We start from the raw sequence: 21,891 nt of genomic DNA on the forward strand, positions 1-21,891 counted from the left end.
CCCGGCAGCGCGCTATAATCCGTCGCGCCCACATCCTCCCCCGCTTGCGTGAGGAGCGTGGTGATCTGGCCGCGGTGATGCGTCTGGTGATTGAACATATGCGTCACCAGCGCCCAGTTGAAATTGGTGAACTCGGCATCGCCCTTCACCGTCCTGAAGGTGAAGGACTGCCCGAGCCAGGCTTCGTCCACGGTCGCCGCCCATTCCAGGATTTCGCGATCGAGCTCAGAGCGCGCGGCGCGCAGCATCGCTAGATCCGCCATCGGATCGCTGATCCGCGGCTTGCCTTCCCTGAAGCGCCCCATCCAGATGAGATCGGCATAGCGCAGGTGATTGAGCGTGCCGAGGATCGACTTGAAGAAGGCGCCACGGTCGTGCGCGACCTCTTCCGCCGGCAGTCGCCCCGCCGCGTCATAGACCTTGCCGTTCATCCACTCATTGTAGCGGGCCATGCTGACGACGTAGGGACGCGTGATCATCGAATTCCGCTCCGATCCTTCTTGCATTCGTGGATTCGTTGGCTGTAACTCACCTCAATTGTAGTACAAAGGGAGTGCACATGTCGGCTGCCATCTATCCGAGCCTCAAGGGCAAGACGGTTTTCATCACCGGTGGCGCCATGGGCATCGGCGAATCGATCGTCGAGGAATTCGCCAGGCAGGGCGCCAGGGTCGCCTTTGTCGATATCGCGAAGGAAGCGGGAGAGAAGCTCAAGAACCGGCTCGCGGGCGACATATGGTTCGGCCACTGCGATGTCACCGACATTCCGGCGCTGCAGAAGGCCATTGCCGAAGCCGCGAAAGCGCTCGGCCCCATCACCATCCTCGTCAACAATGCCGCCCATGACGAGCGCCATGCCTGGGACAGGATGACCCCCGACTATTGGGACCAGCGCATCGCCATCAACCTCAAGCACCAGTTCTTCGCCGCGCAAGCCGTCATCCCGATGATGCAGAAGGCGGGCGGCGGCTCGATCATCAATCTGGGCTCCTGCTCATGGAAGATCGGCCAGGGCGGCATGGCCGCCTATACGGCGTCGAAATCGGGCGTCACCGGCCTGACGCGCTCGCTGGCGCGCGATCTCGGCCCCGACAATATCCGCGTCAACACCATCTCGCCCGGCTGGATCATGACCGAGCGACAGCTGAAGCTCTGGGTCACGCCCGAGGGCGAGAAGAAGATCATGGAAAACCAGTGCCTCAAGCGGAAGCTCTTGCCCGTCGACATCGCCCGCGTGGCCCTGTTCCTCGCCTCCGATGAATCGGGCGCCTGCACCAACCAGGATTTCACGGTCGACGGCGGCTGGGTATAGACGCATCATCCCGAAAAGTTGCAGACTTTTCGGATAAGATGATGCGCATAGAAAATCACCTTTGCCTCCAACGAGGGAGAGCGGAGTTGATCTACACCGTATCGCTGTCGGGCCCGAAGCGCCATTCGATGCGGTGGCGATAGGTGTCGCCGGGCCTGAGCACGGCGGAGGGGAAATTCTCGTGGTTGGGCGCATCGGGCCAGTTCTGCGGCTCGAGCGCCAGCGACCCGAAGCGCCGGAGCGTGGCGCCGTTCTTGCCCTTGTAATCGGGCCCGTGATGGTTGCCGGTATAGAATTGCAGGCCGGGCTCGGTGGTGAAGAGATCGAGCTGCCGCCCGCCGGCCGAGACGCTCGCCGCGTGATGCAGCGCGCCGCGCTCGCCCTCCAGGCAGAAATTATTGTCGAAGCCGGTCTCGCCCAGCGCCTCGTCGAGCAGCACCGGCTCGCGGAAATCGTAATTGGTGCCGGATACGAAGCTCACATGCCCGGTCGGGATCAGCGCGCGGTCGGTCGGCGTATAGGTCTGGGCCGAGATCTGCAGCACATGGTCGCCCACCGTCTCGGCGCCGGAGAGATTCCAGTACACGTGATTGGTGAGGTTGACGATGGTCGCCCGCCGTGTCGTCGCTTCGAGTTCGCAGGAAAGCGTGTCCTCGTCGAACCGGTAGGTGCAGCGCGCCTTGAGTTTGCCGGGATAGCCTTCCTCGCGATTGGGCGAGACGAGCGTGAAGACGAGCGCGTCACCGTCGATCTCCGCCTGCCAGATGCGGCGATGGAAGCCCTGCGCGCCGCCATGCAGGTGGTTGGGCGGCTCGTTGACGCCGAGCTGGCGCTCCTTGTCGTTGAGCATGAACCTGCCGTTCTCGATGCGGTTGGCGAAGCGCCCGCATGTGGCGCCGGCATAGATGTCGCTTGCCGGAATTTCCTCCGGCCGCTCGGGTCCCTGGACGATGTCGAAGCCGTCGGGAAAAGCGAGCCCCATCAGCCGTGCCCCCACGGATGTGAAAGTGGCGCGATAGCCCTGATCGGACACGATCTCGAAATTGCGCGCCGCCTCGCCCTCGAATGTACCCGCTTCGAGTTCGGCGAGGCGCGCCGGCATCAATGATTGTCGCGCGGCAGACCCTTGGTCTGCGCGATCTTCTGGTATTTGACCGCGGGCTTCAGCACCATGCCCTGCGCCAGCTGGTCGACATTGGCGCGGAAGATCTCCTGCCACGGCGTCTGCGCCTCGGGGACATGATAGCCGCCATTGGCCTTGAGCGCGGCGCGGCGTTTCTCCAGCTCTTCTTTCGGGATAAGAATATCGGCCGTCCCCTTGTTGAGGTCGATTCGTACTTTATCGCCGTCTTTCAGCAAGGCAAGGCCGCCGCCCGCCGCCGCTTCGGGCGACGCATTGAGGATCGAAGGCGAGCCCGACGTGCCCGATTGCCGCCCGTCGCCGATGCAGGGCAGCGAATGCACCCCCTTCTTCAACAGCGAGCCGGGTGCGCGCATGTTCACCACTTCCGCAGCGCCCGGATAGCCGAGCGGCCCGGTGCCGCGCATGAACAGGATCGTATGCTCGTCGATATTGAGCTTCGGGTCGTCGATGCGCTTGTGATAGTCCTCAGGTCCGTCGAACACGACGGCCTTCGCCTCGAAGGCATTGGGATCCTTGGGGTCGGAGAGATAGCGCTGGCGGAATTCGTCCGAGATCACGCTCGTCTTCATGATCGCCGCGTCGAACAGGTTGCCCTTCAGCATCTTGAAGCCGGCATGCTTCTTGATCGGCTCCTCATAGGCCTTGATGACCTCGCGGTTGGCGGAGAACCTGCCTGTGCAGTTCTCGCCCATCGTCTTGCCGTTGACGGTGATCGCATCCTCATGGATGCGCTTCGCCTTGATGAGCTCGGCCACGACCGCCGGCACGCCGCCGGCGCGATGATAGTCCTCGCCCAGATATTCGCCCGCCGGCTGCAGGTTGACGAGCAGCGGGATGTCATAGCCATGCTTTTCCCAGTCGGCGACCTCGAGCGGCACGCCGATATGGCGGGCGATGGCATTGAGATGGATCGGGCAGTTGGTCGACCCGCCGATCGCCGAATTGACCGCAATGGCGTTCTCGAAGGCCTTGCGGGTGAGGATCTTGTCGGGGGTCATGTCCTCATGCACCATCTCGACGATGCGCATTCCGGTGCGATAGGCGATCTGGCCGCGCTCGCGGTAAGGGGCGGGGATCGCGGCATTGCCGGGCAGCGTCATGCCCAGCGCCTCGGCCAGCGAGTTCATCGAGGTCGCCGTGCCCATGGTGTTGCAGAAGCCGGTCGAGGGAGCGGAGGAGGCGACCAGCTCGACGAAGCCTTCATGATCGATGTCGCCGGTGGCGAGAAGCTCGCGCGCCTTCCACAGGATGGTGCCGGAGCCGGTGCGCTCGCCATTGTGCCAGCCATTGAGCATGGGGCCGGAGGAGAGCGCGATGGCCGGGATATTGACGGTCGCCGCCGCCATCAGCGCGGCGGGCGTGGTCTTGTCGCAGCCGATGGTGAGCACCACGCCGTCGATCGGATAGCCGTAGAGGACCTCGACCAGGCTCAGATAGGTCAGGTTGCGGTCGAGCGAGGCGGTCGGCCTTTTGCCGGTCTCCTGCATCGGATGGGTGGGGAATTCGAGGGGCACGCCGCCCGCCGCGATGATGCCGTCGCGCACCCTTTTGGCGAGCTCGACATGCGCCCGGTTGCACGGCGACAGGTCCGAGCCCGTTTGCGCGATGCCGATGATCGGCTTGCCCGACTGCAGCTCCTCGCGGGTGAAGCCGTAATTGAGATAGCGCTCGAGATAGAGCGCCGTCATGTCGATATTGTCGGGATTGTCGAACCAGGCCTTGGACCTGAGCTTGGGCAGGGATTTTTTCATGTCATACAAATAGCCGACCACCCCCTCGGGGAGCAAGCTTGTAATACCCTCGCCCTGCAAGCATTGGCGCCGCTGCCGGAAGGTTTCCCCCTCGCCCGTTGCGAAGCAACGGGAGAGGGTGGCCGAAGGCCGGGTGAGGGCACTTTGCCCGAAGATAGAGTGCTTTTGAAGGTTTCGCAGGCGTCCAGAAAGAGCCCTCATCCGCCCTTTGGGCACCTTCTCCCACGCTGCGCGCGGGAGAAGGGGAGTCTGTGCGGGGCGAGGGTAAGGTGCGACCCCTTGGCGCGGCAGGCCCCAGCCGCTATGGGGTTTTGTCATGAAAGCCCATGCCGACGACCTCATCTCCATCCGCGATATGCTGCGTTTCGCGGTCAGCCGCTTCACCGAGGCCGGGCTCGCTTTCGGCCAGGGCACGACGGGGGCGGTCGACGAGGCGGCCTTCCTCATTCTCGAAAGCCTTCACCTTCCGGTTGACGACATCAATCCCTGGGCCGATGCGCGGTTGACCAAGGCGGAACGGGAAGCGCTGCTCGCCCGCATCGAGGAGCGCGTCTCCAAGCGCAAGCCCGCCGCCTATCTCACCCGCAAGGCCTATATCCAGGGCATTCCCTTCCATGTCGATGAGCGGGTGATCGTGCCGCGCTCCTTCATCGGCGAGTTGCTGTTCTCCGATCTCTTCGGCGGCGAGGGCTTCACCCTGGTGCCGGATCCCTCATCCATCGGCCGCGTGCTCGATCTGTGCTCGGGCTCCGGCTGCCTGGCCATCCTCGCCGCCCATGTCTTTCCCAATGCGGAAGTGGATGCCGTCGAATTGTCACCCCAGGCGGCCGAGGTGGCGCGCCTCAACATTGCGGAATCGGGCTATGCCGACCGCCTGCGCCTCTACGAGGGCGATCTGTTCCAGCCGGTGGCCAAGGAGCGCTACGACCTCATCCTTACCAACCCGCCCTATGTCGATGCCGAGGCGATGGAGGCGCTGCCGCCGGAATTCCGCCACGAGCCGGCGATGGCGCTCGATGGCGGCGAGGACGGTCTCGACATCGTGCGCCGGATCCTGGCCGAGGTGCCCCGCCATCTCAATCCGGGCGGCGGCCTTCTCTGCGAGATCGGCCGCGGCCGCGAGATCCTGGAAGACGACTATCCCGAGCTCGATTTCTTCTGGCTCGATACCGCCGAGAGCGAAGGCGAGGTCTTCTGGCTCACCGCCGACAAATTCGGCCGTTGAGCCGCCCCGCGCATAACCCGCCGTCATCCCGGCGCCGGGGTGACGAATGTGAGCGAGAGTATCAGACCACGCTGCGCACCCGTCCACTGGGCGACGTCCCATAGCTCTCGCGATAGCGCCTGGCGAAATGCGAGCGCGATGCATAGCCGGCGGCTTCCGCCGCGCTGAGGCTCGACGCGCCTTTGGCGATCGCCGCCTGTCCGGCGCGCAGCCTTTAAATCTCACCGTCATCCCGGCGAAAGCCGGGACCCACTGAATAAGCGCAAGCGGGCGGCGCTGCTCGGCTGAGAGAATTTAGGGGGCCCGGGCTTGCGCCGGGGTGACGAATGTGAGCGAGAGTTTCAGACCACGCTACGCACCCTTCCACTGGGCGACGTCCCATAGCTCTCGCGATAGCGCCTGGCGAAATGCGAGCGCGATGCATAGCCGGCGGCTTCCGCAGCACCTAGGCTCGACGCGCCGCTGGCGATCGCCGCCTGTCCGGCGCGCAGCTTTTCCCGGCGCAAAAGTGCTCGGAACGATGATCCCTCCAGCGCCAGCCGCCGTCTCAAGGTCGAGGCGCCGAGCCCGGTCTCTTTGGCAATGCGCTCCACGGTCCAATCCTCGCTCGGAGCACTTCCGATCAGCCAGGCCACCTCATCGCGCAACGGCATCGTGAACAGCGCCCGTGCCTCGGGCAGCGGTCTGAGCAGGGTCAGCACTTCCGACAGCCGCAGCGCCTGCACCGCCTCGCTCATCGCCTCATCGCGGATCATGGTCGCCGCATGGCAGAGGCCCTCGACCAGATCCTCGCTCAGCGCCACGCTGAAGGCGCGCGAGACCTGCTCGCGCCCGCGCCGCTCGGCGAGGCTCAGGGGCGGCACGGCGTCCGGCAGCATCGGCACTTCCAGGACGAGCGATTCATAGACGCCGGAGTCGCCCGGAATATTCACCACATTCATCGGCACATTGCGCGGCAGCACGATCACCGATCCGGGCCGGAAGGTCCGGGCCACATCGCCGAGCCACACTTCCTTGGCGCCCCGAAGCACGATGCCGATCACAGGATGCGGCAGCTTGATGGCGGCCAGCCGCTCGCGCTTCAGCGCACAATAGGAGAACAGGTTGCGCGCATGGTTGTGCACGCCCTCAGCCGTGGCCGGCGCCCGGAAGCCGCGCAGCCGGGAGACCAGCGCGTGGCGCAGGCGGTCGTTGCTCTGGGGCACATGGATATTCATGGGCCTGACTGTAGCGCGCCGGTGCCTCGCGAAAAACCACCGAAGTGAGCATTTCGGGCTCAAGCCCGGGCGGCTCCGGCCCGTTCCCGGCCCGGCTCCCGGGCAGATTGCGGGGGAAAGGAGTCCCCTCATGAAGTTTCTGAAGTTTCTCGTGGCGGCCGCTTGCGCCGTGCCTTTCGCCGGATCGGCGCAGGCCGCCGATCTCGAGCTCTGGCGTCTCGATTGCGGCAGCGTGGAAGTGCGCGACCTGTCGCTCTTCTCCGATGCGTTCGGCTATGGCGGCACGCACCGGACTTTGACCGACAGCTGCTATCTCATCCGTCATGACAAGCAATATATGCTGTGGGACACGGGCCTGCCGGCGGCGCTGATCGGCTCCAAGCCCGACGCCAAGGCGCCCATTGTGCCGTCGCTTACGATCGATATTCCAAGCCAGCTCGCGAAAATCGGCGTGAAGCCCGAGCAGATCGGCTATATCGGCATCAGCCACTATCATTTCGATCATGTCGGCCAGGCGGCGGCTTTTCCGGATGCCGTGCTGCTGATCGGTAAGCCCGATTTCGACGCGCTGAAACTGCCGCCGCCGCCTTTCGGCGTCGAGCCGAAGCTGCTGCAGCCCTGGCTTTCGGGGAAATCGAAGGTCGAGCCCGTGTCGGGCGATCACGATGTCTTCGGCGATGGCAGCGTCGTCGTCCTGAAGATGCCGGGCCATACGCCGGGCGAGACGAGCCTGCTGCTGCGCTTGGCCGAGAGCGGCCCCGTCCTCTTGTCCGGCGACGTCGTGCATTTCGAGGAGCAGCTTGCCAATCGCGGCGTGCCGCCCTTCAACTGGGATCGCGCCCAAAGCCTGGCCTCGATGGACCGCCTGACATCCATCGCGAAAAATCTCGGCGCCAAGATCATCATCCAGCATGACGAGAACGATATCGCCAAGCTGCCCGCTTTCCCCAAAAGCGCCCGCTGAACAGCACTCCCTCCCCGCGAAGTGGGGAGGGTCCGCCGTGAGGCGGGGGTGGGGTCTATCTCTCCCCCTTGCGATAGGGAATCATCAGCGCGCGCGGATAGGAAGCGCGGCGCGACATGAGGATGAGCGCCAGGATCGAGAGCGCATAGGGCAGCATTAGGAAGATCTGATAGGGCACGAATATGCCGGCAAGCTGCTGCAATCTCAGCTGATAGGCATCGAAGGCGGCGAACAGCAGGGCGCCGAGCAGCGCCTTGCCCGGCCGCCACGAGCCGAAGACGACGAGCGCGATGGCGATCCAGCCCCGGCCATTGACCATCTCGAAATAGAAGGAGTTGAAGGCGGACAGCGTCAGGAAGGCGCCGCCGATGCCCATGAGCGCGCTGCCCGCCACCACGGCCATGATGCGCACCCGCGTCACATCGATGCCCTGCGCTTCGACGGCTGCCGGATTCTCGCCCGCGGTGCGCACCGCAAGCCCGGCGGGCGTGCGATAGAGGAACCAGCCGACGAGCCCTGCCGCGATGAAGGCAAGATAGGTCAGCGGCGTCTGGCGGAACAGCGCCTCGCCGAGAAACGGAATGTCGGAGAGGACCGGAACGGGCCACGGTGCGAAAGGCTCGATCTTGGGCGGCGACGTCACTTCCGGGAAAGCGAGCCGGTAGGTGTAGTAAGTGAGGCTCGCCGCGAAGAGCGTGATGCCGATGCCGGTCACATGCTGCGACAGGCCGAGCGGCACCACCAGCATCGCATGCAGGAGGCCGAAGGCAGAGCCCGCCAGCGCCGCCGCCACCACACCGAGCCACAGATCGCCGCCCTGATAGACGGTGAACCAGCCGGCAAAGGCGCCGACCGTCATGATGCCCTCGATGCCGAGATTGAGCACGCCGGCGCGTTCCGAGATGAGCTCGCCCAGGGTCGCGAAGATCAGCGGCGAGGCGATGCGGATGGCGGCAGCCCACAGGCTGGCGGAGAAGAGGATATCGAGCGCGTCCATCTATTTCCACCGGATCCGGTAGCGGGTGAACATCAGCGCCGTGACCATGGCGAGAAGGGCGGCCGCCACCATCACCTGCGCGATATAGCTCGGCACCTGCGCCTGCCGGCTCATCGCATCGGCGCCGACGAAGATGCCGGCGACGAAGATCGCCGCGGCGACGACGCCCAGGGGGTGCAGCAGCGCCAGCATGGCGACGACGATGCCGGCATAGCCGAAGCCCGGCGACAGATCGAGGGTGAGATTGCCCTTGAGGCCCGCCACTTCCGAAAGACCGGCAAGCCCCGCAAGTCCGCCCGACAGCAGCGCCGTCTTCAGCATGATGCGGTCGACCTTCATGCCGGCGAAGCGCGCCGCGCGCGGATTGAAGCCCACCGCCTTCATCTCGTAGCCGAGCGCCATGCGCGCATTGATGATCCACACGGCGAAGGCGGCGATGAGCGCCAGGATGAAGCCCGCATGCAATCGCTTGCCCTGGATGAGCTTCGGCAATTGCGCCTCGGCGATGACTTTCTTGGTCTGCGGCCAGCCCAGTCCCATCGGATCCTTCAGCGGGCCTTCGAGCAGCAGGCTGACGAACAGCACGATGATGAAATTGAGCAGCAGCGTCGTCACCACCTCATCGACGCCGAAGCGCACTTTGAGGAAGGCCGGGCCCAGCAGAGTGAGCGCGCCGGCGATCGCCGCGACGATCATGAGGATGGGGATCAGCAGCGGCGCCGGCAGCGGCAGGAGGCCGGTGCCGAAGACGACGGTTGCCACCGCACCCATATAGAGCTGCGCCTCAGCCCCGATATTCCAGAGCTTGGCGCGGAAGGCGACCGCGGCGGCGAGCCCGGTGAAGATGAGCGGTGTCGCGCGCGTCAGCGTTTCGAACAAGGCGAATTGCGAGCCGGCGGCGCCCTTGAGCACAAGGGTGAAGACCGAGAAGGGATTGGCGCCGCTGAAGCTCACCAGGATTCCGGCGAAGACGAACACCGCGAGGATCGCCAGCGTGGGATAGGCCAATGTCAAGGCGAGCGAGGGCGCTTCGCGGGGCTCAAGCCGCATGGGCCTCTCCCTCGCCGAAGCCATGGCCCGCCATCTTGAGCCCGAGCTCCTTGATCGTCACGGCCTTGCGCGGCTCGGGCGCCGAGATGCGGCCGCGATAGATGACGGCGATCCTGTCCGCCAGCGCCAGGATCTCGTCGAGATCATCGGAGATGAGCAGCACCGAGGCTTGGGCCTTGCGCGCCGCGAGAAGCCGCTGATGCACATAGGTGACGGCGCCGATATCGAGGCCGCGCGCCGGCTGGCAGGCCAGGATGAAACGCGGATCGAGCGACAGAGTGCGCCCGAGGATCAGCTTCTGCATATTGCCGCCCGACAGCAGCCGCACGCGGGCCTGGGGCGACGGGCATTTCACCTCGAACCGCTTGATGATGGCCTTCGCGAATTCATGCGCCTTGCCCCAGTCGAGGAAGCCGTGCCGGTTGAGGCTCGGATCGCGGTAAAGCTCGGCGATCACATTCTCGGTCACCGACATGTCGGCGATGAGGCCTTCGGCATGGCGGTCTTCCGGGATGCGGGCGATGCGCTCAATCGTCATGCGATCGGGCGTCCAGTTGCCTGCATCCTGGCCGAAGATGTGCAAGGACCCGCTCGCCTGCCGGCTGAGGCCGCTGAGCAGATTGGCGAGCGCCGTCTGGCCGTTGCCCGACACGCCGGCCAGCCCCATGATCTCGCCGCCATGGAGCGTGAGGGAGGCCTGGTCGAGACCGTCGGATGTCGTGACGGATCTGATCTCGATATGGACCTCGCCGCAGGGCTGCGGCTCGACCTTGGGTTCGGCGATGGGCCGCCCGACCATCAATTCGGCGAGCTCCTGGCGGTTCGTCTCCCGGGTCTTGCGCTCGGCGACGAGCTTGCCCGCGCGCAGCACCAGGATGCGGTCGCTGACACTCAGCACTTCATTGAGCTTGTGCGAGATGAAGATGATGGAGAGGCCCTGCGCCGTCAGCTTCTTCAGCGTCGCAAACAGGCTCTGGCTTTCCTGCGGCGTCAGCACCGCGGTCGGCTCATCGAGGATGAGGATACGAGCTTCGCGATAGAGCGCTTTCAGGATCTCGACGCGCTGCCTTTCGCCGACTGAAAGCGCGGCCACGGTTCTGTCGGGCTCGATGGCGAGGCCAAAATCCTGCGCCAGCCGGGTGAGGCGCTGGCGGGCTTGCGCCTTTCGCGCGGCGGGCCGCCACAGCTTCTCGGTGCCGAGCATGATATTGTCGAGCACGGTCAGATTGTCGGCGAGGGTGAAATGCTGATGCACCATGCCGACACCGGCCGCGATTGCCGCATGAGGCTGGCCTGCCGGCAAGGGCTTGCCGAACACGCTGATCGATCCGTCATCGGCGACATAGTGGCCGAACAGGATATTCATCAGCGTCGTCTTGCCGGCGCCATTCTCACCGAGCAGCGCCACGATCTCGCCGCGCCCGACCGCGAAGGAGATCGCGTCATTGGCGAGAAGCGCTCCGAAGCGCTTGGAGATGCGATCGAGATGGAGGACGGTGTCGGTCATGACTTACCCTCGCCCCGCTTCAGCGGGGAGAGGGAAGGGGCCCGCTGCGCAGCAGCGGGAAGGGTGAGGGGCATCGTGCATTGAAAGACTCCCTCACCCACATTCCGCTCATCCACCTTGGTCGTGTAATCGAGCGCACTTCCCAATAGGCCCCTCACCCTCCCATTGCTCTCGCAATGGGGCCCTCCCTCTCCCCGCTGAAGCGGGGAGAGGGCAGTTTGGCATCACGATGATTTCGGTTCCGAATCGTCGATCGTGACGGTGAAGGCGCCGGATTTGATCTCGCCCTCGCGCGCCTTCACCTTGGCGGCGACATCGGCCGGCACCTTGCCTTCGAAGGTGCCGAGCGGCGACAGGCTGCAGCCGCCGGCCTTCATGAAGGAATATTGCCCATAGTCGTCGGCCTTGAAGGCCTTTTCGGAGATCGCCTTGATCGCCGCATCGAGGGTCGGCTCGAAATGCCACAGCGCCGAGGCGACGACGGTGTCGGGATAATCCGCCTGCGTGTCGATCACATTGCCGATCGCCAGAACTTTACGCTCCTTGGCCGCGTCCGACACGCCGAAGCGCTCGGCATAGAGAAGGTCGGCGCCGGCATCGATCTGCGCGAAGGCCGTCTCCTTGGCTTTCGGCGGATCGAACCACGAGCCGATGAAGGCGACCTGGAACTTGGCGTCGGGCTTCGTCTCCTTCACCCCGGCCATGAAGGCATGCATCAGCCGGTTGACTTCCGGGATCGGATAGCCGCCCACCATGCCGATATTGCCTTTTTGCGTCATGGCGCCGGCGATCATGCCGGTGAGATAGGACGCGTCCTGGATGTAATTGTCGAACACCGCGAAATTGGGATTGGCGGCGGCATCGGGCTTGAAGCTGGAGCCGATCAGGAAGGCGCGGTCGGGATAATCCTTGGCGACGGCGCGCGCCGCATCTTCGACCGCGAAGGCCTCGCCCACGATCAGCTGGTGGCCCGCCTCGCAATATTCGCGCATCACCCGCTCATAGTCGGTATTGGCGACCTTTTCGGAGAAGGTGTATTCGATGTCGCCGCGCTCCTTGGCGGCAAGGGCCGCCTTGTGGATGCGGCTCACCCATTGCTGCTCGACCGGCACCGTATAGATGGCGGCGGTCTTGATGACGTCCTTGGCGCTGGCGGCGCCGTGAAACGAGCCGATGAGCGGCAACGAAGCTGCCGCTCCGGTGAGCCTCAAGACTTGTCGGCGTGACAGATGCATGATTTCCCTCCTCCGCTATGGTTTTTACCAGTTGATCAAAGCGCTCTGGCGCTGTCAATTGGGCCACTGACATTGTACGCGGCAAATTATCGTTATATGGCTGCGGTTATTGCGGGGATGGAACGGGTGGAATGACGAAGCTCAGCCTGGTGGGCGATATCGGGGGAACCAATTCGCGCTTCGGCCTGGTGGCGGAAGGCGCGATGGCGGTCACCCGCATCGAGAAACTGAAGAATGACGATTATGCCTCGCTCGAAGATGTTGCCGCGGCCTATCTCAGAAGCCAGAGCATTTCAGATCTCGAGGCAGCGGCCATCGATGTCGCGGGCCCCGTCACCGGAGAGGAATTCCCGCTCACCAACCGCGACTGGATCGTGAGCCGCACGAAACTCAAGGCGGCGCTCCACTGCCAGCGGCTTGTCATCCTGAATGATTTCGAAGCGCTGGCCCTGTCGCTGCCGCATCTGGGCAGGGATGATCTCGTCCAGATCGGCGGGACCGAGCCTGCCAAGCCCAGCGTCAAGCTGGTGCTGGGGCCGGGCACCGGGCTTGGCATGGCGGCGCTGGCGCCTTTGCCGAGGGGCGGCTGGCTGGCGCTGCCGGGCGAGCTCGGCCATGTCAATTTGCCGGTGGTCACCCGTGAGGAATTCGACCTCCGGGAAGCGATGACCGCGCCCGGCACCGTCTTCGAATCGGAATTCGCCGTCACCGGCGGCGGGCTTCATCTGATCTACATCACGCTGGCGCGGCTGGCCGGCCGCGCGCCTTTGCTCACGACGCCCGAGGCCATTCTCCAGGCCGCCCTTGCCGGGACCGATGCCGATGCGGTGAAGACGCTCGATCATTTCATCATCTGGCTGGGCCGCCTTGCCGGTGACGCCGCAATGATGATGCAGGCCCATGGCGGGGTCTATCTGGCGGGCGGCATCGCGCCCTCGATCGTGAGCGAGTTGCGCAAAGGTCCGTTCCGCCGTGTCTTCGAGGAGAAAGGCCGCCTCGATCTCAATTCCGTGCCGCTTTATGTGATCGTCGACGACTATCCCGCCTTCAAGGGCTGCGCCGCCGCTCTCCAGCACATCTGATAGGCGTACATCAAAAATTGACAAGATCGCCGCTATCGATCACGATGTCTCTGGATTTGGACAAATCCAGAGGACATGAACGTGATCGATCATATTAAGTGGAGCGGGATTCAGGCGGAAAACCGGCCTCCACTTTTCCGCATCCCGCTCTAGGTCAAGTGCAGGTCGATGGGAAAAATCACGATCCTCGATGTCGCCCACTCGGCGGGCGTCAGCGTCGCCACCGTCGACCGCGTGCTCAACCGCCGCACCGGCGTGCGCAAGGTGACGGTGGAGCGCGTCGAGGCCGCCATCCGCCAGCTCAATTACCAGCCTGACCGGCTCGCCGCCCGCCTCGCCCGCTCGCGCGATTATCATTTCTGCTTCGTGCTGCCGACCGGCAACAACACCTTCATGGTGTCGCTGGGCGAGGAGGTGCAGGCTGCCGCCGAGCGCATGGCGCCGGAGCGCGTGGTGATCGACACGCGCCTCACCGATGTGTTCGACGGCAATGCGCTGGCTCAGACCCTCGACCAGATCGGCGATATCTATGACGGCGTTGCGGTCGTCGCCCTCGATCATCCGAGCGTGCGCGAGGCGATCAGCGGCTTGACCGCGCGCGGCGTCACCGTGGTGACGCTCGTCTCCGACGTGCCGGGCTCGAAGCGCGTGCATTATGCCGGCATCGACAACACCTCCGCCGGACGCACTGCCGCGAGCCTCATGGGCAAGTTCTTAGGGAGCCGCAAGGGCGAGGTCGGCCTGATCGCGGGCTCGCTCGCCTTGCGCGATCACATCGAGCGCCAGTTCGGCTTCGAGCAGATCGTGACCCATGAATATCCGCATCTTGCGATCCTGCCGGTGCGCGAAGGCCGCGACGACTGGCAGCGTGTCGAGGAAGTGACGACCCAGCTCCTGAAGGAGCATCCGCATCTCATCGGCCTCTACAATGCCGGCGGCGGCACCCGCGGCATCATTGCGGCGCTCGAGAAAGCCCGGCGCGACCGCGACATCGTCTTCATCGCCCATGAGCTCACCGATCACGCGCGCAAGGCGTTGATCAGGGGCACGGTCGATGCGATCATCAATCAGGATGCCGGCCACGAGGTGCGCAGCGCAGTGCGCGTCCTCCTCGCCAAGGCCGACAATGCGCCTCTGGTCGAGGCGCAGGAGCGCATCCGCATCGACATCTTCCTGCGCGACAACCTTCCGTGAGCTAGCACCCATGTATCTCGGCCTCGATATCGGCACTTCCGGCGTCAAAGCGATCCTCATCGACGGGCGCCAGCGCATCATTGCCAGCGCCACCTCGCCACTCAAGGTATCGCGCCCCAGGCCAGGCTGGTCGGAACAGGCGCCGGACGACTGGTGGAAGGCCTGCACCGCGGCGGTCAAGGCCATTGCGAAACAGAAGCCCAAGGCGATTGCTGCGGTCGAGGGCATCGGTCTTTCCGGCCAGCAGCACGGCGCCACCTTGCTCGACAAGGCGGACAAGGTGTTGCGCCCGGCAATCCTGTGGAACGATGCGCGTTCCTTCGCCGAATGCCATGACATCGAGGCGCGTGAGCCGCGGGCGCGAAAAATCGCCGGCAATATTCCCTTGGCCGGCTTCACCGCCCCCAAGCTCGTCTGGGTGAAGAAGCACGAGCCGCGCGTCTTCGAGAAAGTGGCGAAGGTGCTGCTGCCCAAGGATTATGTGCGCCTGCGCATGACGGGCGAGCACGCCTCCGACATGTCCGATTCCTCGGGCACCTTCTGGCTCGATATCGCCAGGCGCGCCTGGTCGGATGAGCTTCTCGCCGCCACCGACGTGTCGCGCGACCAGATGCCGAAGCTCTATGAAGGCACCGAGGCGACCGGCCGGTTGACACCGCAAGTGGCGAAAGCCTGGGGCATGCCGAAGCGCCCGGTGGTCGCGGGCGGCGGCGGCGACAATCCGGCATCGGCCTGCGGCATCGGCGCGGTCACACCTGGCCAGGCCTTCGTGTCGCTCGGCACCTCGGGCGTGCTCTTCGTCTCCAATGAGCGCTTCATGCCCAATGCGGCGCGCGCCGTTCACGCCTTCTGTCATGCGGTGCCCGATGCCTGGCACCAGATGGGCGTCATCCTGTCGGCCACCGCGAGCCTCGAATGGCTGGCAGGTTTGCTCAGGACGCCGGCGCCGAAGCTCACCGCCGCCCTCGGCAAGTCGCTTTCAGGTCCCTCGCCCGCTTTGTTCCTGCCCTATCTCTCGGGCGAGCGCACCCCGGTCGCCGACGCCCAGATCCGCGGCCTTGCCATGGGAATCGGCCATGAGACGGATGCGAAGATCCTGACCCACGCGGTGCTCGACGGCGTTGCTTTCGCTTTCCGCGACAGCCTCGAAGCCTTGAAGGCGGCAGGCACCGACATGTCGCGCGTGATGGCGGTCGGCGGCGGCACGCGCTCGGAATTGTGGCTCAAGATCATCGCCACCGCGCTAGGTCTTCCGGTCGATGTGCCGGCCGATGGCGATTTCGGCGGCGCCTTCGGGGCGGCGCGGCTTGGCCTCATTGCGGCGACCGGCGCCGATTTCAGGAAGGTGTGCACGCCCCCGCGCATCGCCAGGACCATCAAGCCCGAAGCCCGCGCGCGTGACGCCTATGAGGCGGCCTATGGCCGCTATGTCAAAATCTATCCATCCATCCGGGAGATCTAGATGCGTTTCTATTCCGTAAGTGAGCCGGTCAGATATGAAGGACCGGAGAGCAGCAACCCGCTGGCCTTCCGCTATTATGATCCCAAGCGCAAGATTCTCGGCAAGACCATGGCCGAGCATCTGCGCTTCGCGGTGTGCTACTGGCACACTTTGTGCTGGCCGGGCCTCGATCCCTTTGGCGGCGAGACCTTCCTCAGGCCCTGGCACCAGGCCGGCGACCAGATGGATCACGCGCGCCAGAAGGCCGATGTGATGTTCGAGACGCTGCGTCTGCTGAATGTTCCTTTCTTCGCCTTCCATGATCTCGACATCGCGCCGGAAGGTTCATCGCTGAAGGAATTCAACCGCAATGTCTCGGCCATTGCGAACCATCTGCTCAAGAAGATGGACCAGACGGGCGTCAAGCTCCTGTGGGGCACCGCCAATATGTTCTCCAACCGCCGCTTCATGGCGGGGGCCGCCACCAATCCCGATCCCGATGTCTTTGCCTATTGCGCCGCCCAGGTTAAGCACTGTCTCGATGTCACGAAAGAACTGGGCGGTGAGAACTATGTCATGTGGGGCGGGCGCGAAGGCTATGAGACGCTGCTCAACACCGACCTGAAGCGCGAGCTTGCCCAGGCCGGGCGCTTCCTCAATCTCGTCGTCGACTACAAGCACAAGATCGGCTTCAAGGGCCCTATCCTGATCGAGCCCAAGCCGCAGGAGCCGACCAAGCATCAGTATGACTACGATGTCGCGACCGTCTACAGCTTCCTCAAGGCCAATGGCCTCGAGAAGGAGGTGAAGGTCAATGTCGAGCAGAACCACGCGATCCTCGCCGGCCACACTTTCGAGCATGAGATCGCGCTCGCTTCGGCGCTCGGCATTTTCGGCTCGATCGACCTCAACCGCGGCGATAACCAGGTTGGCTGGGACACCGATCAGTTCGCCATGAACGTGCCGGAGCTGGCGCTCGCCCTCTATGAGATCATCAAGGCCGGCGGCTTCACCACCGGCGGCATGAATTTCGACGCCAAGATCAGGCGCCAGTCGCTCGATCCCGATGACCTCCTCCATGCCCATGTGGGCTCGATGGATGCCTGCGCCCGCGCTTTGATCATGGCGGCGAAGATGGTCGAGGATGGCCGTCTCAAGGCCGAAGTCGACAAGCGCTATGCCAAATGGAACGAGCCGAAGAACCAGGCGATGCTTGCCGGCAAGGAAAGCCTCGCCGATATTGCCGGCCGCGTGCTGAAGGACGGCATCGAGCCCAAGCCCGTCTCCGGAAGACAGGAATATCTCGAAAATCTGGTGAACTCTTATCTCTAGGGTATGATGCTTACCCAACTCGTCATGGCCGCCCTCGAGGCGGCCATCCAGCCCCTCCATGCAATGGCTGTATGGCGTCGAATCTGGATGGCCGGGTCAAGCCCGGCCATGACGAAAGGGAGAGGGTTTCACTCGCTTGCGGCTCATAAGTAGCGGATCAATTGAACGAATAATCTAGGGAGGAGTTTATGGCGAAGAACATCAAGGGCCCGGCGATCTTCCTGGCCCAGTTCGCGGGCGATGCGAAGCCCTTCAATTCCTGGGACAGCATTTGCAAATGGGCGGCGGGCCTCGGCTATAAGGGCGTGCAGATCCCGAGCTGGGACGGGCGTCTCTTCGACATCAGGAAGGCCGCCGAATCGAAGACCTATTGCGACGAGATCAAGGGCGTCGCCAGGAAGCACGGCATCGAGATCACCGAGCTTTCCACTCATTTGCAGGGCCAGCTCGTTGCCGTGCATCCGGCCTATGACGAGGCCTTCGACAATTTCGCCCCCGCCGCCGTTCATGGCAAGCCGAAGGAACGGCAGAAATGGGCGGTCGAGCAGGTCATGCATGGCGCCAGGGCGTCGCGCAATCTGGGGCTTGACGCGCATGTGACATTCTCGGGCGCGCTCGCCTGGCCCTTCCTCTATCCCTGGCCACAGCGCCCGGCCGGCATGATCGAGATGGCCTTCGCGGAGCTGGCGAAGCGCTGGACGCCCATCCTCGATGAATATGACAAGCACGGTGTCGATGTCTGCTACGAGATCCATCCGGGCGAGGATCTGTTCGACGGCGCCACTTTCGAGATGTTCCTAGGCGCCGTGAAGAACCACAAGCGCTGCTGCATCAATTACGATCCCTCGCATTTCGTCCTGCAGCATCTCGATTATCTGGCCTTCATCGACATCTATCATGAGCGCATCAAGGCGTTTCACGTGAAGGACGCCGAGTTCAATCCGGATGGCCGCCAGGGCGTCTATTCGGGCTTCCAGCCCTGGATCAACCGCGCCGGCCGCTTCCGCTCGCTGGGCGACGGCCAGGTCGATTTCGGCGCGGTCTTCTCCAAGCTCGCCGCTCATGACTATGACTCATGGGCGGTGCTCGAATGGGAATGCTGCCTCAAGGATTCGGGCCAGGGTGCGGCGGAAGGAGCCCCCTTCATCGAAAGCCATATCATCAAGGTGACGGAAAAGTCCTTCGATGATTTCACCGCCCGCGCCATCGACAAGAAGCAGGTCCAGCGCATGCTGGGCATATAGTCAAGCGGCATTCAGGAGGGAGAAGAGACTATGGCCATCGAAGGACGCAGCGACGCCAAAGCGGGCGGGCGCATCAGGCTCGGCATGGTGGGCGGCGGGCAGGGCGCCTTCATTGGCGCGGTTCATCGCCTCGCCGCGCGCATGGATGACAAATATGAGTTCGTTGCCGGCGCCCTGTCCTCGAGCCCGGAGCGTTCTCAAGCTTCGGGTGCCGAGCTGGGCCTCGCCCCTGATCGCATCTATTCCGACTACGCCGAGATGGCGAAGGCGGAATCAAAGCGCAAGGACGGCATCGAGGCGGTCGCCATCGTGACGCCCAACAATATCCACGTGCCGGCGGCGAAAGCCTTCATCGAGGCGGGCATAAATGTGATCTGCGACAAGCCGCTCTCCATTTCGCTGAAAGAGGCGAAGTCGCTCGCGGCCTTGCTGAAGAAGAAGAACGTCGTCTTCGCGCTCACCCATAATTACGCCGGCTACCCGATGATCCGCCAGGCGCGCGAGATGGTGGCGAAGGGTGAGCTGGGCCAGATCCGTCTCGTCCAGGTCGAATATCCGCAAGACTGGCTCACCGAGGACATCGAGAAGTCCGGCCAGAAGCAGGCCGCCTGGCGCACCGATCCCAAGCAGTCGGGTGGCGGCGCCATTGGCGATATCGGGACCCACGCCTATCAGCTCGCAAGCTTCGTCTCGGGCCTCACGCTGGATGAGCTCTCGGCCGACATGACGAGCTTCGTCAAGGGCCGCAAGGTCGACGACAATGTGAATGTGATGCTGCGCTTCAGGAACGGCGCCCGCGGCATGCTGTGGGCGAGCCAGGTAGCGCCTGGAAATGAAAACGGATTGAGATTGCGCGTCTATGGCACCAGGGGCGGGCTCGACTGGACCCAGGTCGATCCGAATTATCTCTGGTTCACCCCCTTCGGCCAGGAGAAACGGCTGATCACAAGGGGTGGCGCCGGCTCAGGCGCCGCGGCAGGCCGCGTCACCCGCGTGCCGCCCGGCCATCCGGAAGGCTATCTCGAAGGCTTCGCCAATATCTATGCCGAGGCGGCGCGCGCCATCATCGCCAGGCGCGCGGGCAAGAAGGCCGACAAGGACGTCACCTTCCCCGGCATCGAGGACGGCGTCGCCGGCATGGCCTTCATCGAAGCCTGCAAGAAGTCCTCGGCCAGGAACGGGAAGTGGACGAAGGTGTAGCAATCACTTCAGTCGTCATCCCGGCGAAAGCCGGGACCCATTAGACTGGTGAAGTGCGAGCAGCGCCGCCCGGCTTTTCTTATTCAGGGGGTTCCGGCTCTCGCCGGGATGACGGAAGAGGGGTTACTTCAATTCCATCAGCTCGATCCGGTTGCCGAACGGGTCATCGACATAGACCCGGTCATACCCCTCGAGCGGCTCGTCGCGCTTCATGGCGACGCCCGCCGCTTCGAGTCGCGCCGCCAGCGCCGCCAGATCGCTGACCAGGAAGGCCGGATGCGCCTTGCGGGCGCGGCGGAAATCCTTCTCGACGCCGAGATGGACCTTGATTCCGCCCTTCTCGAACCAGCAGCCGCCCCGCTTCCTGAGATTCTCCGGCTTCTCCACCTCGGCGAGGCCAAGCAGGCCCTCATAGAAATGCCGGGCGTCGTCTTCCCGGCCTTCCGGCATGGCGAGCTGTATATGGTCGAGTTGAACGAGGCCCATTACCGATCTTTAAGCATTGCGGTTCATTGCAATCTAGCATAACACGCGAAGCCCCTGATCGAGGACTGCTGGCCATGGTGAAGCGCGACGGCGAAGTGCTCCTGGTTATCGACGTGCAGAACGACTTCTGCCCGGGTGGCCGGCTCGCCGTGCCGGGCGGCCACGAAGTGGTGCCGGTGATCAACCGGCTGGCGCGCGATTTCCGCCATGTCGTGCTGACCCAGGACTGGCATCCCGAAGGCCATTCCTCCTTTGCCTCCTCGCATCCGGGCAAAACGCCCTTTTCCACGGTCGCCATGCCCTATGGCCCGCAGACCCTGTGGCCCGATCACTGCACCTGGGACAGCGACGGCGCCCGCTTTCATGCGGAGCTCGACATTCCCCATGCCGGGCTCATCATCCGCAAGGGCTTCCGTCCGGAGATCGACTCCTATTCCGCCTTCTTCGAGAACGATCACAAGACGCCGACCGGCCTCCTCGGCTATTTGCGCGAGCGCCAGCTCACCCGCGTCACTTGCGTCGGCCTCGCCTTCGATTATTGTGTCCGCTATTCGGCGGAAGACGCGCGCTCTCACGGTTTTGACACGATCGTGGTCGAAGAAGCCTCGCGTGCCATCGATTTGAATGGAACCGCTGACGCTACAAGGGCGTCCTTTCGCGACAGAGGGATAAAGCTCACATGAATCTCCGCGAACGCATCATGGACTATGTTGTCGACTTGGCACCCCAGCCTGCCGTGCCGGTGGCCGGTACGCGTCGCAGCTTTCCGGTGCGCCGGCTCTACTGCGTCGGCCGTAACTATGCCGAGCATGCGCGCGAGATGGGCCATGATCCCAGGCGGGAGAAACCGTTCTTCTTCCAGAAGGCGGCGGATTCGATCGTCACCGACGGCGTTTTTCCCTATCCGACCGTGTCGTCCGACGTGCATCACGAGATCGAGCTGGTGGTGGCATTGAAGGCGGGCGGCGGCAATATCCCGGCGGCCAAGGCCCGGGACATCATCTATGGCTTTGCGGTCGGCCTCGATATGACGCGCCGCGACCTCCAGGCCGAGGCGAAGAAGGCGGGCCGCCCCTGGGAGGCCGGCAAGGCTTTCGATCGCGCGGCACCCATCAGCGCCATCACACCCGTCGAGCAGTCGGGTTATCTGGTCAAGGGCGCCATCACGCTCGATGTGAATGGCGAGCGCCGCCAGTCGGCCGATCTTGCCGACATGATCTGGCCGGTCGCCGATATCATCGCCGAGCTCTCGCAGCTCTTCCTCCTGGCGCCCGGCGACCTGATCTTCACCGGCACGCCCGCGGGCGTTGCCGCCGTCAAGCGCGGCGACAAGCTCCATGGTGAGATTGCCAGGCTCTCGGCGCTCGATGTGGTGGTTACCTGAGGACTGTCGCCTCAAGAATATATACTGTCATCCCGGCGAAAGCCGGGACCCATTAAATAAGTGAAGCTGGGGAAGCGCCGCCCGCCTTATTCTATTCAGGGGGTCCCGGCTTTCGCCGGGATGACG

General features: G+C 64.0%; 21 protein-coding genes. 11 read left to right on the forward strand and 10 right to left on the reverse strand.

Features of this window, described 5'->3' with window-relative positions:
* A partial coding sequence (locus tag DT068_RS03035) for a DinB family protein (protein WP_119388785.1) occupies positions 1-479 on the reverse strand: 479 nt, incomplete at its 3' end.
* 80 nt (positions 480-559) lie between these two features.
* Between DT068_RS03035 and DT068_RS03040 the strand changes: the two genes are divergently transcribed.
* Positions 560-1,312, forward strand: a complete 753-nt coding sequence (locus tag DT068_RS03040) for an SDR family NAD(P)-dependent oxidoreductase (protein WP_119388320.1) — start codon at positions 560-562, stop codon at positions 1,310-1,312.
* Between the two features lie 91 nt (positions 1,313-1,403).
* Here the strand turns inward: DT068_RS03040 and DT068_RS03045 are convergent, their stop codons facing one another.
* Positions 1,404-2,414, reverse strand: coding sequence for an aldose epimerase family protein (locus tag DT068_RS03045; protein ID WP_119388321.1), 1,011 nt, complete (start codon positions 2,412-2,414; stop codon positions 1,404-1,406).
* Positions 2,414-4,207 carry an IlvD/Edd family dehydratase gene (locus DT068_RS03050; protein WP_119388786.1) on the reverse strand — a complete coding sequence of 598 codons (1,794 nt, stop codon included), beginning with the start codon at positions 4,205-4,207 and terminating at the stop codon, positions 2,414-2,416. Before DT068_RS03050 ends, DT068_RS03045 begins: the two co-directional genes overlap by 1 nt.
* A 316-nt stretch (positions 4,208-4,523) precedes the next feature.
* Here DT068_RS03050 and prmB point away from each other — a divergent pair, with 316 nt between their 5' ends.
* Entirely contained in the window at positions 4,524-5,432 is a 909-nt protein-coding gene (gene prmB / locus DT068_RS03055) for a 50S ribosomal protein L3 N(5)-glutamine methyltransferase (RefSeq protein ID WP_119388322.1), read from the forward strand.
* 61 nt (positions 5,433-5,493) lie between these two features.
* Here prmB and DT068_RS03060 read toward each other — a convergent pair whose 3' ends face one another.
* Together DT068_RS03060 and DT068_RS03065 are read right to left on the reverse strand one after the other, a co-directional pair.
* Complete coding sequence (locus DT068_RS03060) at positions 5,494-5,643, reverse strand: AraC family transcriptional regulator (RefSeq protein ID WP_368904456.1); 150 nt, start codon at positions 5,641-5,643, stop codon at positions 5,494-5,496.
* 130 nt (positions 5,644-5,773) lie between these two features.
* Positions 5,774-6,649, reverse strand: coding sequence for an AraC family transcriptional regulator (locus DT068_RS03065; RefSeq protein WP_119388323.1), 876 nt, complete (start codon positions 6,647-6,649; stop codon positions 5,774-5,776).
* 130 nt (positions 6,650-6,779) lie between these two features.
* Here DT068_RS03065 and DT068_RS03070 point away from each other — a divergent pair, with 130 nt between their 5' ends.
* Positions 6,780-7,613 carry an N-acyl homoserine lactonase family protein gene (locus DT068_RS03070; protein ID WP_368904394.1) on the forward strand — a complete coding sequence of 278 codons (834 nt, stop codon included), beginning with the start codon at positions 6,780-6,782 and terminating at the stop codon, positions 7,611-7,613.
* A 55-nt stretch (positions 7,614-7,668) separates the two neighbouring features.
* On the opposite strand, the gene DT068_RS03075 is transcribed toward DT068_RS03070, so the two are convergent.
* The 4 genes from DT068_RS03075 to DT068_RS03090 all read right to left on the reverse strand — a co-directional run bounded on the left by DT068_RS03075 (position 7,669) and on the right by DT068_RS03090 (position 12,402).
* Positions 7,669-8,610, reverse strand: a complete 942-nt coding sequence (locus DT068_RS03075) for an ABC transporter permease (protein WP_119388324.1) — start codon at positions 8,608-8,610, stop codon at positions 7,669-7,671.
* A complete protein-coding gene (locus tag DT068_RS03080; protein WP_119388325.1) occupies positions 8,611-9,660 on the reverse strand; it encodes an ABC transporter permease in 1,050 nt (349 codons plus the stop codon).
* Positions 9,650-11,167, reverse strand: a complete 1,518-nt coding sequence (locus DT068_RS03085; protein ID WP_119388326.1) for an ABC transporter ATP-binding protein — start codon at positions 11,165-11,167, stop codon at positions 9,650-9,652. The genes DT068_RS03080 and DT068_RS03085 overlap by 11 nt, the downstream gene beginning before the upstream one ends.
* Positions 11,168-11,391: 224 nt before the next feature.
* A complete protein-coding gene (locus DT068_RS03090) occupies positions 11,392-12,402 on the reverse strand; it encodes a BMP family protein (RefSeq protein ID WP_119388327.1) in 1,011 nt (336 codons plus the stop codon).
* A 131-nt stretch (positions 12,403-12,533) separates the two neighbouring features.
* Between DT068_RS03090 and DT068_RS03095 the strand changes: the two genes are divergently transcribed.
* From DT068_RS03095 to DT068_RS03120, 6 genes are all read left to right on the forward strand, one after another.
* Positions 12,534-13,484: a glucokinase gene (locus DT068_RS03095; protein WP_119388328.1), complete on the forward strand. Its 951-nt coding sequence runs from the start codon at positions 12,534-12,536 to the stop codon at positions 13,482-13,484.
* A 168-nt stretch (positions 13,485-13,652) separates the two neighbouring features.
* Positions 13,653-14,678, forward strand: a complete 1,026-nt coding sequence (locus DT068_RS03100; RefSeq protein ID WP_119388329.1) for a LacI family DNA-binding transcriptional regulator — start codon at positions 13,653-13,655, stop codon at positions 14,676-14,678.
* Positions 14,679-14,688: 10 nt separating this feature from the next.
* Entirely contained in the window at positions 14,689-16,140 is a 1,452-nt protein-coding gene (gene xylB / locus DT068_RS03105; RefSeq protein WP_119388330.1) for a xylulokinase, read from the forward strand.
* Positions 16,141-17,451 carry a xylose isomerase gene (xylA, locus tag DT068_RS03110; protein ID WP_119388331.1) on the forward strand — a complete coding sequence of 437 codons (1,311 nt, stop codon included), beginning with the start codon at positions 16,141-16,143 and terminating at the stop codon, positions 17,449-17,451.
* A gap of 188 nt (positions 17,452-17,639) precedes the next feature.
* Complete coding sequence (locus DT068_RS03115; protein WP_119388332.1) at positions 17,640-18,695, forward strand: sugar phosphate isomerase/epimerase family protein; 1,056 nt, start codon at positions 17,640-17,642, stop codon at positions 18,693-18,695.
* Positions 18,696-18,725: 30 nt separating this feature from the next.
* Positions 18,726-19,895 carry a Gfo/Idh/MocA family protein gene (locus DT068_RS03120; RefSeq protein WP_119388333.1) on the forward strand — a complete coding sequence of 390 codons (1,170 nt, stop codon included), beginning with the start codon at positions 18,726-18,728 and terminating at the stop codon, positions 19,893-19,895.
* Between the two features lie 123 nt (positions 19,896-20,018).
* Here DT068_RS03120 and DT068_RS03125 read toward each other — a convergent pair whose 3' ends face one another.
* Entirely contained in the window at positions 20,019-20,381 is a 363-nt protein-coding gene (locus DT068_RS03125) for a VOC family protein (RefSeq protein ID WP_119388334.1), read from the reverse strand.
* A 74-nt stretch (positions 20,382-20,455) separates the two neighbouring features.
* Between DT068_RS03125 and pncA the strand changes: the two genes are divergently transcribed.
* Positions 20,456-21,064, forward strand: a complete 609-nt coding sequence (gene pncA / locus DT068_RS03130) for a bifunctional nicotinamidase/pyrazinamidase (RefSeq protein WP_119388335.1) — start codon at positions 20,456-20,458, stop codon at positions 21,062-21,064.
* Positions 21,061-21,765 (forward strand): fumarylacetoacetate hydrolase family protein, encoded by a 705-nt coding sequence (locus DT068_RS03135; RefSeq protein ID WP_368904395.1) that lies wholly within the window; start codon positions 21,061-21,063, stop codon positions 21,763-21,765. Before pncA ends, DT068_RS03135 begins: the two co-directional genes overlap by 4 nt.
* Positions 21,766-21,891 lie beyond the last annotated feature (126 nt).

Origin of the sequence: Taklimakanibacter lacteus (genome assembly GCA_003576695.1) — a bacterium.
Lineage (GTDB): Bacteria > Pseudomonadota > Alphaproteobacteria > Rhizobiales > Aestuariivirgaceae > Taklimakanibacter > Taklimakanibacter lacteus.